This window comes from Stenotrophomonas maltophilia R551-3 (genome assembly GCF_000020665.1).
GTDB classification, from domain to species: domain Bacteria; phylum Pseudomonadota; class Gammaproteobacteria; order Xanthomonadales; family Xanthomonadaceae; genus Stenotrophomonas; species Stenotrophomonas maltophilia_L.
In genome coordinates, this window is record NC_011071.1 from 2,486,201 (window position 1) to 2,498,937 (window position 12,737).

A 12,737-nucleotide genomic window follows, 5' to 3' on the forward strand; every position below is an offset into this window, starting at 1 on the left:
GGCCTCAGTCGTCGCCCGTGACGCGCAGGATCTCTTCCAGCGTGGTCACCCCGCTGTCGACCCAACGCTGGCCGTCCTGGCGCAAGGTCCGCATGCCGGCACGCCGCGCCGCCTCGCGCAGCGCAGGTTCACCCTGCCCTTCATGGATCAGCGCACGCACGCGATCGTCCACCACGAACAGCTCGTGGATGCCGGTACGCCCCCGGTAGCCGCTGTTGGCGCAGGCCGCGCAGCCAACCGCACGCCACACGGTGTGGCCTTCGCCATCCACCTCGGCACGCCGGCACTGCGTGCACAGGCGCCGCACCAGCCGCTGCGCCAGCACGCCGCGCAACGAGGACGCCAGCAGAAAAGGCTCCACGCCCATGTCGGCCAGGCGGGTCACCGCCGAGATCGCATCATTGGTGTGCAGCGAGGCCAGCACGCCATGGCCGGTCAGCGACGACTGGACCGCGATCTGCGCGGTCTCCAAGTCGCGGATCTCTCCGATCATGATGGTGTCCGGGTCCTGGCGCAGGATCGCACGCAACGCGGTACCGAAACTCATGCCAATGCGCGCGTTGACCTGAATCTGGCCGATACCAGCGAAGTCATACTCCACCGGGTCCTCCACGGTGAGGATGTTGCTGGTGCTGCTGTCGAGCTGGCCCAGCGCCGCATATAACGAGGTGGTCTTGCCGCTGCCGGTCGGGCCGGTGACCAGCACGATGCCGTGCGGCTGCCGGATCAGGCCGGTGAACGTGGCCAGGGTGTCATCGGCCATGCCCAGGCGCTGCAGCTGCAGACGGCCGGCATCCTTTTCCAGCAGGCGCAGCACAGCACGCTCGCCATGCCCGGTCGGCACCGTGGAGACACGGATGTCCAGCGGACGCCCACCCACGCGGATCGCGATGCGCCCGTCCTGCGGCAGCCGCTTCTCGGCAATGTCCAGGTGGGCCATGATCTTGATGCGCGACACCAGCGCCGCGTGCAGTGCGCGCCGCGGCTGCACCATGTCGCGCAGGGTGCCGTCCACCCGGTAGCGCACCACCGAGTGGGTCTCGAATGGTTCGATGTGCAGGTCGCTGGCGCCATCGCGTGCGGCCTGTGCCAGCAGCGCGTTGATCATGCGGATCACCGGCGCATCGTCCTGCGCGTCCAGCAGATCGGTGACTTCCGGCATGTCCTGCATCAGCCGGTCCAGATCGACTTCGCTTTCAGCGGCGCCGACCACGGCAGCGGCATCGCCGCCGTCACGGTACTGCTCACCCAGCCGCTGCTGCCAGGCCGCTGCATCCAGCGCCTGGAACGGCAGCGGGCCATGCCGGCGGCGCAGTTCGGCCACGGCCCACGCCGCAGTTTCGGCGGTGCCCAGCAACACGGCCTCGCCGCCCGCCTCGGACAGCATCACGCCATGGCTGCGCACCCAGGCGTACGGCAGCGGCGCGGCGGCGCTCACGGCCCGATCACCAGTTCCGGCGTGTAGCCGAGTCCGCGCAGCTGCTGCAGTGCCGGGTCCAGCGTCGCCGGATCGCGTGGCAATCGCACGCGCAGGCGTTGCCCGCTCTCGCCGGGCGTCGCTTCGGCATACGCCTGCAGGCCCAGTGCCCGCACCTGCGCCACGCCTTGGCTGGCACTCGCGGGGTCCAACCCATGCGCGAACTGCACCAGCTGGGCATCGCCCTCACCGGCCGGATACAACGCCGCCAGGCTGGTGTTCTGCAGCGGCTGGCCCTGTCCATCGCGCGCATTGCCCTGGCCGAGCACAGACAAGTCCTGCGGTGGCAGCTGCGGCGCCGACAAGGCGGGCAGTGCCCAGCTCTGTACCGGCTGCGTGCCGGCCTGTGCATTGCGCATGTAGTCGTAGCGGTCGCGGGTCAAGCGCTGCCCGGCGGCAGGGTCACGCACCACGTGCGGGCGCAGGAACACCATCAGGTTGGTCTTGGCGCGCTTGCGCGTGTCGCTGCGGAACAAGGCGCCCAGCACCGGGATCTTTCCCAGCCCCGGCACCGCATCACGGCCATGGCTGACGCTGTCTTCCAGCAGGCCACCCAGCACCATGATCTGGCCGTCGTCCAGCAGCACGCTGGTATCCAGGGCGCGCTTGTTGGTGATGATGCCGACCGTGCTGTTCGCGCTCTGCGCGTCGATGCTGCTGACTTCCTGGTAGATGTCCAGCTTCACCGTGCCACCCTCGGAGATCTGCGGGCGCACCCGCAGCTTCAGGCCCACGTCTTCGCGCACGATGGTCTGGAACGGGTTGTTGCTGCCGCCACCACCGTCGGTCACGTAGCGACCGCTGACAAACGGTACGGTCTGGCCGACCATGATGCTGGCCGCTTCGTTGTCCAGCGTCATCAGGTTCGGCGTGGACAGGATGTTGGCACCGCCCTTGCTCTGCAGCGCGTTGGCCAGCGCCTTCATGTTGAGGATCTGACCGACGCCGGGCAGGTTGATGGTGCCGTCGATGACGCCGATCTTCAGACCGTCCTTGGGCAGCACGTCCAGCGTGGTGCGCGCGGCGGTGTTCAGGCCGCTGCCGCCGTTGGTACCACCGAAATGGGTGCCGCCGAAGGTGCGGCCATTGCCCAGCATCCACTGCACGCCCAGTTCGGCCGCGTCGGTCTGGTTGACTTCCACGATCAGGCTTTCCACCAGTACCTGTGCACGGCGCTGGTCGAGCTGATCGATCACCCGCCGCAGGTTGCGGTACACCGGCTCAGGCGCCGAGATCAGCAGCGTGTTGGTCGCCACGTCGGCCTGCACCGAGATGCCGTTCTGGCTGAAACCGGTGCTGCCGGCATCAATCGGATCACGGCGATTCGGGTCCAGCCGCTGCGACTCCAGCGCATTGCCACCGGTCTTGGCCTGCTGTGGCTGCGACGGTTGCGCGGGTGTGGAACGGTTTGCATCGCCGGGCAGTGGCGTGATGCCTTCGTTGCTGCCCATTGCCGGTGCATCGCTCTGCCCGGCCACCACGCCGCGCAGCACACCGGCCAGCTGGTTGGCCTGGGCATTGCGCAGGTAGACCACATGCAGATTGCCGGACTCGTCCTGCGCCTTGTCCAGCTTCTCCACCAGCTGCCGCGCCAGGCGGGTACGGCCGGGGCTGCTGGAGCGCAGAAGCACGCTATTGCTGCGCGGGTCGGCCATCACCACCACCTTCTGGTTGGGTTCGGCACCCTGCGCATCCAGCAGCGGCGCGACCATCGCCGCCACGTCGACGGCGATACCCTGCTGCAGCTTGACCACGTCGGTGTCCATGCCCGCCGGAGTGTCCACGCTGGCAATCACCCGCGCGATGCGTTCCAGGTTGTCGGCGTAGTCGGTGATCACCAGGGTGTTGTTGCCCGGGTTGGCAGTGATCGGATTGTCCGGGCTGATCATCGGCCGCAGCACCGCTACCAGCGCGGCGGCATTCTCGTAGCGCAGCGCGAAGGTGCGCGTGGCCACCTCGCCGCCGGCCCCGCCGGCGCCCACACGCCCACCAAGCAGCTTGGCGTCGGCCTGCGGCACCACCCGGCTGACACCGCCGTTCTCGACCACGGCAAAGCCACGCATGCGCAGTGCGCCAAGCAGCAACTGGTAAGCCTGGGTACGGCTGACCGGGCCATCAGAGACCACGGTCATCTTGCCGGTCACCCGCGGGTCGACCAGAAACTGGCGACCGGTGAAGCGCGCCGCCATGCGCAGTACACCGCCGATATCGGTCTCCACCAGGTTCAACTGCACCGGCTCATCGCGGGCGTCCTGCGCCAGCACCGGTGCCGGAACGTGGGCCATGCCCACCACCAGGGCCAGCGCGGTGCTGCAGGCAAGGCTGCGCATCACCCTCATGGACGGCCACCCACGGTGGGTGCCATCACGATGTTTCCGGAAATCCGTGCCACCGGCATGTTCGCGTCCCCTGTGCGTGTCAATTGCAGCTGCTGCAGTTCGATGGCCGGATCGGCCAGCACGGGCAGCAGCCAGTTCCACAGCGCGTCAGCGGGCACCGCCTGCACCTGCAGGTGCCAGCGCCCGTCGCGTGCGTCGATATGCAGTCCGTCGGCAAGGCCGGCGGTCTTGATCTGTCCGCGCAGCCCAGCCAGCGTCGGCTGATGCCCCTGCGCCAGTTGCTGGCGTTCGCGGGCGTGCAGCAGCGGCGCCAATACGCGCGCCTGCGCCTGCAGCCGTGGCAGTTCGGCCTGCCAATGCGTGCGCAGCTTCAGCAGTGGCTCCAGCCACAACATCCACAGACCCGCCGCCAGCAGCGCCACCACCATCACCCACAGCATCAGCCGGTCGCGCGGCGGCAGGCGCTGCCAGCGCAGCTGCAGGCCTGCCAGACCTTCGCCCAGGCGCAGCGTCCTGGCAGTCACTGCCCGCCCCCGCTCACGCGCAGGCGGCCGCCCGCGTCCCGCACCAGTTGCAGACCCTGCGCCTGTACGGCCTGCTGCCATTGCTCCAGCCGTTGTGCGTCATCGGCCAATATCCGTGCGTTGTCATCCAGCTCCAGTTCCAGCTGGCCCGGCGTGTAATGCAGACCACGCACCTGACCACCCAGCTCCGGCACTGCCTGCAGTGTGGTGGCAACCTGCCGCTGCACCGGTGGCAACGGCGGCGCCGGCAACGGCACCGCCAGCGCGCGCCGCGCCTGCAGTACCGGGTCCACCACATCGGTGATCTCCGGGAAGCGCGCACTGAACTGCCGCGCCATGTCCTGCTGCAGCGCCTCGCCCTCGCTGCGCCAGCGCGAGACCTGCAGCTGCAGGCCCAGCGCCGCCAGCACCAGCGCCGCCACTGCCAGGCCGACTGCCAACCGCGGTGCCTGCCTGCTGCGGCCCGGCAGTGGCAACGACCACGCTGGCAGGGGGCCGCACGCCTGTAGTTCATGCGCGACCACGGTTGCCGGCAGACTCTCCGGCCACACCGACGGCACGCTGTCGATCCATTGCACGGCCTGCACCCCGGATTGCTGCAGGCGCGCCGCGAGCGACTGCAGCACCGCCCCCACGTCGCGCCCACCGCACCACTGCACAACGCCACGATCGCGCCCGCAGCGCACCAGCAGATGCTCACCGTCAGCCTGCAGCGTTGCCTGGCCGTTCTGCCACGGCAGCAGCAGCGGCGTCGGATACAGCGCCTGAAGCTGCAGTGCGCACGAGGCCAGCAGCTGCTGCGCCTGCATGATCGCCTGCTGCCCGAGCCAGGCCACCGGCACGCTGCCATCGGCCGCCTGGGTACCATGCGCCAGCGCGACCTCCTGCAGGTCATCCAGCAGCATCGCCTCCACTTCACCCTGCAACGCGGCCTGCAGCCTGCGGCCCGACAGCGGCGGCAGCTGCAGCTCCAGCAGGATCAGATCCTGCGGATCGAGGCAGGCCAGCACCCCTGCCTGCGGATGACGCTGACCCAGCACGGCCAATGCGTCGCGGCCCTTGGCCAGCACCCCACCCTTGTGCAACTGCGCCCACTCAACCGCACTGTCGGCACACAGGCGTTCCAGCGCCGGCAGGCGCACCCTCAGCTGCACGCTCATGCACCGATCCTCGTCCACACACGCTGCACGCGCACACTGTCGTCGCGGTACTCGCGCCAGATCAGCGCGCGGAAGTCGACCACACTGCCATCGGCCTGCACCTGGCCGACGGCGAGGAACCACTCGCTATGGATGCCAAGCGGTACCACCGCCATCTGCGCGTTGCTCAGTTGAAGCCGATTGGCGATGTCGCCGCGGTTGAGCAGCCAATGGCCACCATCGCGCTCACCGAGCAGCGCCTGCAGGCGCCCGGGTTCGACACTGGGTACGACCGCCTGCAGGACGCTGAGATCGCTGGTGTTGGCGTTGACCAGGGTCTGCGCAGGCAGCACCACGGTGCGCCGTGCCAACGCCTGCACGGCCATTGGATCGGAACCCGCGAAGGCCTGCTCGATCAGTGATTCACGCGGCAACGGAGCCTGCGCCTGGACATCGCCATCGCGCAGGCGCGCCTGGATGTGATCCGCCGCAGACGCACAGGCACCCTGCCCCAGGCCCTGCCCGGAGCACAACGCGATGAACGCGCGCCGCGCTTCCGGGTCCGGCTTGCCGTAGGCCAGCAGGTTGCGCAGGTTGAACATGGACTGCGCATCGACCAGCTGCAGCTGCACTGGCAACGGCGCCTGCAGCTGCAATGGCCGCGCCCAGCGCCCGTTGCGGACCGTGGTCAACTGTTCGCGCACATCCTCACGCAGCTGCTGCGCGGCACGCTCCAGCGTCGCATCCACGGCCATGCGCACCTGCGCACGCAGCTGGTCGCCACGCAGCGCGCGCAGCTGCGCCGACTGCCGGGTCAGCAGCGCGGTGGCGATCACGGCCACCAACGCCACCACCAGCATCGCCACGATCACCGCCATGCCGCGCTGGCGGGCGCACGAAACCGAACACTTCCTGGCTGCCATCGGCGCGCCTCAGAGCTGCCAGGAACCGACGTCCGCGTTCCCGGCGTCACCGCCGGGCTTGCTGTCCGCGCCCAGCGAGAACACATCGATATCGCCATGGGTGCCGGGAATCTGGTACTGGTACGGGTGACCCCACGGATCATTCGGCAGCCGGTCCAGGTACGGCGTGACCGGCATCGTGCCGCTGCCCTGTGGCGGCTTCACCAGCGCCTGCAGGCCCTGCTCGGCACTGGGGTAGCGGCCATTGTCCAGCTTGAACAGCTTCAAGGCCTGCATCAGCGCGGCGATATCCTGGCGCGCCGCAACCACCCGCGCCTGGTCCGGGCGATCCATCAAACGCGGCACGATCAATGCGGCAAGGATGCCGATGATCACTACCACCACCATGATCTCGATCAGGCTGAAACCCTGCTGCCGAGCCCTGCGACCACCCACCTGCCTTGCCATTGTTCCGCCCTCATCATCCTGGAAGAGACCGCTGCGCCATGGTCAGCGGTGCATGTGTCAGTACGATAAACATCCGCCTGCTATTCGCTGCGGCTGTGCCTGCAGCGGTGCAGCACGTACCGCTGGCGCACACGCCGCTTCAAGCAACGGAGATGGAAGGCTGCCCAGCGTGTCGTCGATACAGGCCCGCAGCAGTGGATGTGCGCAGGCCTGCAACAGACGTACGCACTGCATCGGCGACCAGGCCGTGCCGTGGTCGAGGCCGATGAACTGCCGGTAGGCCTGGTGGTAGCGCAGATCGTCGTACACGCGCTGCGCGCTGTTCAGGCCGCGCATCACCACCAGCAATGCCGCGCGTTGCAGCACGCGCACATCACCGGCCTCAAGCGGCAGCAGCGCCGCCGCACATTCGGGCCAGGGCCGCAGTTGCGGGTCGAGCGCCCTGCGCAATGCCAGCAGCGGATGCGACGAACTGTCCAGTGCAGCCCAGCGCGCGGCGTCGGCCCAGGCGTCGCTGGACAGCACCCAGACCCATGAATGCCCGTAGCGCTGCACGTTCAATGGTGCATGCCGCGCCTGTTCCAGCGACTGGCTCAGGTGGCGATCCAGTTCCAGCATATTGATCCTGCGACTGTCTGCCATCAGCGCCGCCTGTGCTCCGCGACGCGTGGTGCGTCGTACTCTGGAGAAGACGTCGACAAGGCAGGTGAAGCGACAACGCGAATGCATCTCTGTGCACTGGGTGGCGCTTCATCCGCAGCGTCACAGCAACGTCATCCGCCTGCAGGTTTCGCGATCCAGCCGTGGTGCGTCGCCACCGCATCGCCGCGCCAGCACCGCCACGTCGCTGCGCTGCGCGAACGCCGCCAGCACATCGGTCATGCCTGCGTCATCCAGCCATGACGCCATCGCGACACGCAGCGCTGGCAGCTGCCAGCCGTCCATCACGCCATGGCCGCCGGCCACAAACCAGTGCCACAGGCGCTGCTGCTGGACCTGCTCGTGCAGCTGCGGAAGATCATCGATGCCGTGCATGTCCGCCAGCAGCAGCGCACGGGCGATCGCCGCCGGCGGCAACACGCCACTTTCGGGCAACGGCACAGCCTGCTGCTGCAGGCGCAGCAGCATCGCCAACGGGTGTGACTGCGGATCGAACTCAAGCAGCACTGCTTGTTGTTGCCAGTGCGCATCGGACACCACGCACACCCAGGGCGATCCATAGCGATGCACCATCAACGGCCGCCGCTGCGTGGTTTCCAGCAACGCCGACAGGTTGCGACGCAGATCCAGCACACCGATGGTCTCGTTGCGCATCCTTGGCTTCTCCTTGCTTGCAACAGCCCCGCGCGACGCGCACGGGCAGCGTCTTCATCTAACCAAGGACGGCAATGCCACCCGGAAAGCGACGCAGATCCAGTGACATCGTCAGTCGCAGCTGCTCCAGCGCTGCATCGGGATCATCGATGCGGAAGCGGCCGCTGACCGGCGCGCGGGCCAATGCCGATTCGCCCAGCATTACCTTGCCACGGCGATAGCGGTTGATCTCGTCCACCACCTCGTGCAGCGGCGCGCGGCGAAACACCAGCATGCCTTCGGTCCAGGCGCTCACGTCCGAGGCCACGGCCTCGGCCACCACGCCACTGAGGCGCTCGTCGTACTGGGTCTGCTGGCCCGCCTGCAGCTGCAGCCGGCCCTGCGGATGCTCGATGCGGGCGCTGCCATGCAGGCAGGTCACCCGCACCTGGCCATGGGTGTTGCGTACGTCGAGGCGCACCGCACCTTCATCAGCGATCACGCAGCCCGGTCCAGCGAACAATGCAAGGCGCAGGCCAGGCTGGGTTTCGATCGCGGCCTGGCCCTGTACGAGCTCGAAGCCTTCGCCCTGCGCGTCCGCACGGCGGCGCAGGCTGCTCTGGGTGTCCAGCTCAATCTTCAGCTGTGGCGAAGGCGCGATCTGCAGCCGCTCACCGGTGCCGGTATGGAAGTCGGCCGCCATCGCCGTCACCGATGGCCACAGCCCCAGCGGTGGGCGGATCGCCGCCACCACTACCAGACTGGCCGGGGCGGCAATCGCTGCACCGAGGAAGGCACGACGGCTCCAGCGCTGCGCAGGACTCGCGGCAATTGCCTGGCGCGCAGCGGCGGGCAGCTGCTCGCCGGCCAGGCGCACCTGCTCCCATTGCCGGCGCGCGCGGCCGAATGCTTCACGATGGAGAGGATCGGCCTCGCACCACGCCCGGAACCTGCGCCCGTCGGCGGCGGTGGCTTCGCCCGAGGTCAGGCGCACCACCCACGCGTGGGCCTGACGCTCGACGGCATCCAGCGGGCGTTGCGGGCGATCGTCAGGATCCATGGGGGCTCATGCCGGACCCGCACGCTGCGGGGTTCTGCTCGGCGTCAAAGTGTAGACGGATGCCGCCGCTCAGAACCGCACCTGGCGCCCCTGCCCGCTGCGCTCGGCCAGATAGTCCTGGGCCGCCTTCAGTTCACGCTGCACCAGCCGCAGCGACACGCCGAGGTGATCGGCCACATCACGCTGCTGCAGGCCATCAACACGGATCGCCAGCAGGATGCGGCGGCGGCGCTCGGGCATGCGCTGCAGCAGGCCGACCATGTCCTCCAGCGCGAATTCGAGCTCGGCGGCCTGTGCCGGGCCCGGACCCGGGTCGGCCATGTCCATCAGCGTATCCACCTCTTCCAGGCTCAGCAGGCGATGATCGGCCCGCTGGCGGTCGATCACCGTGTTCATCGCCATGCGCAGCAGGTAGGCCGCCGGGTTCTGCACCGCATCCAACCGGTCACGACGAGCACTTAGACGCATCCAGGTGTCCTGCAGTGCATCACCGGCCAGTTCTTCCGAGCCGAGCTTGCGCACCAGGCGGCGCTTCAGCTCGTCGTAGGCCCCCAGAAGGTGGTCCATCAGGTCAACTGCCCCAGCCGTACCGTTGCTCATGTTCGAATCCTTGAAGTCATGGAAGGGGCGAGCGCCGGCCACAGTCGTGGTCGGTGCCGGAAGGTCGGATCTGCAGCGTTACCGGCTGCGGCAGCGCAGCGGCCTCGGCCGCCAGCACCAGGCCCTGCAACGCCTGCAACAGGCGTGCATCGCGGCGGGCGCTGCCACTGCCTGAGAGCAGCTCGGGCGCATGCACCTGGCCTTCGCTGTCGACGTGGAAGCGCAGCGTCGCGGCATAGCGGCCGGGCGCGATCTCGGGGTCGTCACAGAACGCCGCACGCAGGCGCTGCTGCAGCCCGCCATAGCGACGCCGACGCTCGGCCTCGGGAAGTTCGGCACCAGTACCAGGTTCGGCGACCGAGGGCGTGCCCCGGCGCAGCACCACGCGCTGCTCACCGATCATCTCGGCCTCGATGCCGGTGCCCTGCAGCAGCGCCTGCAACGCGGGGAGTGGCGGCAAGCTGGCCCTCAACGCGTGACTGCTGCGCCCGGCGGCAAGGTCACCCGGGTACATCACCGACCACCCACTGATGACACTGAAGCGCTCGACCGCCTGTTCCAGCGGCTGCGCAGGGATGTCGTAGGCATGAACACCGTCCTGTGCGGCAGCGGCAAAGGACAGCAGCAGCCATGCGGCGATGGCCACCTTCCAAGTTCTGACCGCATGGTGTCCATTCAGCCCCCTGACGTAGAACACATGACCCTCGGCAGCGACAGCAGCTGCAGTGGACGCGCGACACGACCGGAGCCCCGGCCCGCGCGCGACCAGCAAGCGGGCTCAAACCGTACCGGGGCCAGATGTCATTGCGATGACCGCTGCCTACGGTCTGGTGTCGAGGCAGGCTCCGTGACGCCCCCACGAATCAGCAATCAATCAATAGAGTGAACAGACATCTTCATCTGCTCCTGTGGTCAGAGCCCGTTGCGCAGCAACGGGATCCGACCCCGACAGGTCGCGGGGAACTGTCAGGCAGCGGGGCGGTGTGGCCAGGCAGGACCGTTGGCGCCATGGATGGCGCCACCGAGCCCCCAAGGAAGGGTTTACGGCGTGTCCTGCCTGGCCACACCGCCCCGCCGCCCCAGGGAACATCGCTGTTGCCGTTGCGGTTGCTCCGGCTGTTGCCTCTGCGGGTGCCGGGTGCAACCCGGCCAGAAATCACCCATTCCTCAAAGCGGCAGCTGGGTCGTCTGCTTGATCCGCTGCATCGGAATCTCGGTCTTCGTGTTCTGCACCCCGGCAATCCGGTTCAGGTGCTGCATCTGGAACTGCCGGTAGGCATCAAGATCGGCCACCGCCACCCGCAGCAGGAAGTCGCAGTCACCGGCCATCAGATGGCATTCAAGCACTTCCGGGAAAGACTTGATGCTGTTGATGAAGTGATTGGTGGTGTCCTCGTCCTGTCCGCGCAGCCACACCCGCACGAACACCGTGAAGCCGCGGCCCACCTTGGCCTCGTTCAACAAGGCCACGTAGCGGTCGATGTAGCCGCCCTCCTCCAGCAATCGCACCCGGCGCAGACAGGCCGAGGGCGAAAGGCCCACCTGCCGGGCCAGCTCCAGGTTCTGCAGGCGGCCGTCACGCTGCAAGGCGTCGAGGATGCGGCGATCAAGGTTGTCGAGCTGGTACTGCATTGGATTTCACCTTTGGCGACCCTGGCCGCATGGAATCTCAATATTCTCGAATCGAATGGCATCAACGCAACCCGATTTCGCGATCGGACCGCTAGCATGGGCCACCCCTACCTCGTTGTGCCGTTCCATGGACGCCCGTACCACCCTCCCCCTGCCCGACACCTGCGATACCGCGCCGCGTGCCGAATTCCTGCGCGGCCTTCGCGCTGCCGTGCCGGTGATGATCGGCTTCATTCCGTTCGCCCTGGTACTCGGCGCCCAGGCAGCACAGAAGGGCCTGAGCGCACTGGAAGTGCCGCTGATGACCGGCCTCAACTTCGCCGGCGGCTCGGAATTCGCCGCCGTCGAACTGTGGAGCTCGCCGCCGCATATCGCGCTGATCGTGGCGATCACCGCGCTGGTCAACAGCCGCCACTTGCTGATGGGTGCCAGCCTTGCCCCGCTGCTGCAGCACCTGCCGCGCCGTCGCGTGCTGCCGGCCCTGTTCTTCATGTGCGACGAAAGCTGGGCGATGGGCGTGGCCGACGCGCGCCGCCGTGCGCTCGGCTTCAGCCTTTCCTACTACCTGGGCGTCTCGGCCGGCCTGTACACGGTCTGGGTGGCCTGTACCGCGCTGGGTGCGATCGTCGGCCCGATGCTGGGCGACATCCACGCCTATGGTTTTGACATGGCCTTCCCGGCCGTGTTCCTGGTCCTGCTGCGCGGCATGTGGCAGGGCATGAAAGCAGCGCGGCCGTGGCTGGTCAGCCTGGTGGCGGCCGCCGCCACCTACCTGCTGATCCCGGGCGCGTGGTACGTGGCCAGCGGCGCACTGGCCGGCCTGGCGGCAGCCTGGCTGCTGGCGGAGGACCCGGCATGATCTTCAACGGACTGATCCACTGGACCTCGGTGCTGACCATCGTGCTGATGGCCGCAGCGACCTACCTGACCCGCATCGTCGGCTTTCTCGCTCTGCGTAACCGCTCGTTGAGCAAGCGCGCGGTGACGGTAATGGAAGCCGCTCCGGGCTGCGTGCTGATCTCGGTGATCGCCCCGGACTTCGTTGCCGACAAGCCGGCTGATCTGGCCGCGCTCGCCATCACGCTACTGGTCGCCACGCGCTTTTCAATGCTGCCCACGGTGTTGATCGGCGTGGTGTCGGCCGGCGTGTTGCGTTACCTGATGGGCTGACGCCTCTTCGCCGGGCATGGCCCGGCGCTACCCCTGTACCGCCCCCCTGGTAACGCCCGGCCATGCCCGGCGGAACACCCCTGCGACACCCGGTCGCAGCCGATCCCACTACCCGCTTGATCAATGTCAAACC

At 68.0% G+C, this 12,737-nt stretch carries 14 protein-coding genes; 2 read left to right on the forward strand and 12 right to left on the reverse strand.

The annotated features are described in order from the left end of the window. Positions 1-4 precede the first annotated feature (4 nt). The 12 genes from gspE to SMAL_RS11305 all read right to left on the reverse strand — a co-directional run bounded on the left by gspE (position 5) and on the right by SMAL_RS11305 (position 11,434). Positions 5-1,438 (reverse strand): type II secretion system ATPase GspE, encoded by a 1,434-nt coding sequence (gene gspE / locus SMAL_RS11250; RefSeq protein WP_012511253.1) that lies wholly within the window; start codon positions 1,436-1,438, stop codon positions 5-7. Beyond that, entirely contained in the window at positions 1,435-3,816 is a 2,382-nt protein-coding gene (gene gspD, locus SMAL_RS11255) for a type II secretion system secretin GspD (protein ID WP_012511254.1), read from the reverse strand. The genes gspE and gspD overlap by 4 nt, the downstream gene beginning before the upstream one ends. Beyond that, positions 3,813-4,340: a type II secretion system protein M gene (locus SMAL_RS11260; protein ID WP_012511255.1), complete on the reverse strand. Its 528-nt coding sequence runs from the start codon at positions 4,338-4,340 to the stop codon at positions 3,813-3,815. Before SMAL_RS11260 ends, gspD begins: the two co-directional genes overlap by 4 nt. Beyond that, complete coding sequence (gspL, locus tag SMAL_RS11265; RefSeq protein WP_012511256.1) at positions 4,337-5,500, reverse strand: type II secretion system protein GspL; 1,164 nt, start codon at positions 5,498-5,500, stop codon at positions 4,337-4,339. The genes SMAL_RS11260 and gspL overlap by 4 nt, the downstream gene beginning before the upstream one ends. Beyond that, entirely contained in the window at positions 5,497-6,402 is a 906-nt protein-coding gene (gspK, locus tag SMAL_RS11270; RefSeq protein WP_012511257.1) for a type II secretion system minor pseudopilin GspK, read from the reverse strand. The genes gspL and gspK overlap by 4 nt, the downstream gene beginning before the upstream one ends. A 9-nt stretch (positions 6,403-6,411) precedes the next feature. Beyond that, positions 6,412-6,849 carry a type II secretion system major pseudopilin GspG gene (gene gspG / locus SMAL_RS11275; protein WP_006370834.1) on the reverse strand — a complete coding sequence of 146 codons (438 nt, stop codon included), beginning with the start codon at positions 6,847-6,849 and terminating at the stop codon, positions 6,412-6,414. A 57-nt stretch (positions 6,850-6,906) separates the two neighbouring features. Next, positions 6,907-7,491: a hypothetical protein gene (locus SMAL_RS11280; protein ID WP_012511258.1), complete on the reverse strand. Its 585-nt coding sequence runs from the start codon at positions 7,489-7,491 to the stop codon at positions 6,907-6,909. 120 nt (positions 7,492-7,611) lie between these two features. Next, positions 7,612-8,163: a hypothetical protein gene (locus tag SMAL_RS11285; RefSeq protein ID WP_006370836.1), complete on the reverse strand. Its 552-nt coding sequence runs from the start codon at positions 8,161-8,163 to the stop codon at positions 7,612-7,614. Between the two features lie 58 nt (positions 8,164-8,221). Next, the gene (locus SMAL_RS11290; protein ID WP_012511259.1) at positions 8,222-9,202 is read right to left on the reverse strand and encodes a FecR family protein; all 981 of its coding nucleotides are present in this window, start codon (positions 9,200-9,202) and stop codon (positions 8,222-8,224) included. A 69-nt stretch (positions 9,203-9,271) separates the two neighbouring features. Next, entirely contained in the window at positions 9,272-9,802 is a 531-nt protein-coding gene (locus SMAL_RS11295) for an RNA polymerase sigma factor (RefSeq protein WP_006370838.1), read from the reverse strand. Between the two features lie 16 nt (positions 9,803-9,818). Further along, positions 9,819-10,499 (reverse strand): STN domain-containing protein, encoded by a 681-nt coding sequence (locus SMAL_RS11300; protein ID WP_012511260.1) that lies wholly within the window; start codon positions 10,497-10,499, stop codon positions 9,819-9,821. A 470-nt stretch (positions 10,500-10,969) separates the two neighbouring features. Then, positions 10,970-11,434, reverse strand: a complete 465-nt coding sequence (locus SMAL_RS11305) for an Lrp/AsnC family transcriptional regulator (RefSeq protein WP_005409896.1) — start codon at positions 11,432-11,434, stop codon at positions 10,970-10,972. 127 nt (positions 11,435-11,561) lie between these two features. Here SMAL_RS11305 and SMAL_RS11310 point away from each other — a divergent pair, with 127 nt between their 5' ends. Beyond that, positions 11,562-12,293 carry an AzlC family ABC transporter permease gene (locus tag SMAL_RS11310; protein WP_012511261.1) on the forward strand — a complete coding sequence of 244 codons (732 nt, stop codon included), beginning with the start codon at positions 11,562-11,564 and terminating at the stop codon, positions 12,291-12,293. Further along, positions 12,290-12,604, forward strand: coding sequence for an AzlD family protein (locus SMAL_RS11315; RefSeq protein WP_012511262.1), 315 nt, complete (start codon positions 12,290-12,292; stop codon positions 12,602-12,604). Before SMAL_RS11310 ends, SMAL_RS11315 begins: the two co-directional genes overlap by 4 nt. Positions 12,605-12,737 lie beyond the last annotated feature (133 nt).

Bases quoted from the DNA above. Each gene is read 5' to 3' on its own strand.
- gspD (WP_012511254.1), bottom strand. From the start codon at position 3,816: ATGAGGGTGATGCGCAGCCTTGCCTGCAGCACCGCGCTGGCCCTGGTG.
- gspL (WP_012511256.1), bottom strand. From the start codon at position 5,500: ATGAGCGTGCAGCTGAGGGTGCGCCTGCCGGCGCTGGAACGCCTGTGT.
- gspK (WP_012511257.1), bottom strand. From the start codon at position 6,402: ATGGCAGCCAGGAAGTGTTCGGTTTCGTGCGCCCGCCAGCGCGGCATG.
- gspG (WP_006370834.1), bottom strand. From the start codon at position 6,849: ATGGCAAGGCAGGTGGGTGGTCGCAGGGCTCGGCAGCAGGGTTTCAGC.
- SMAL_RS11280 (WP_012511258.1), bottom strand. From the start codon at position 7,491: ATGGCAGACAGTCGCAGGATCAATATGCTGGAACTGGATCGCCACCTG.
- SMAL_RS11285 (WP_006370836.1), bottom strand. From the start codon at position 8,163: ATGCGCAACGAGACCATCGGTGTGCTGGATCTGCGTCGCAACCTGTCG.
- SMAL_RS11290 (WP_012511259.1), bottom strand. From the start codon at position 9,202: ATGGATCCTGACGATCGCCCGCAACGCCCGCTGGATGCCGTCGAGCGT.
- SMAL_RS11295 (WP_006370838.1), bottom strand. From the start codon at position 9,802: ATGAGCAACGGTACGGCTGGGGCAGTTGACCTGATGGACCACCTTCTG.
- SMAL_RS11305 (WP_005409896.1), bottom strand. From the start codon at position 11,434: ATGCAGTACCAGCTCGACAACCTTGATCGCCGCATCCTCGACGCCTTG.
- SMAL_RS11310 (WP_012511261.1), top strand. From the start codon at position 11,562: ATGGACGCCCGTACCACCCTCCCCCTGCCCGACACCTGCGATACCGCG.
- SMAL_RS11315 (WP_012511262.1), top strand. From the start codon at position 12,290: ATGATCTTCAACGGACTGATCCACTGGACCTCGGTGCTGACCATCGTG.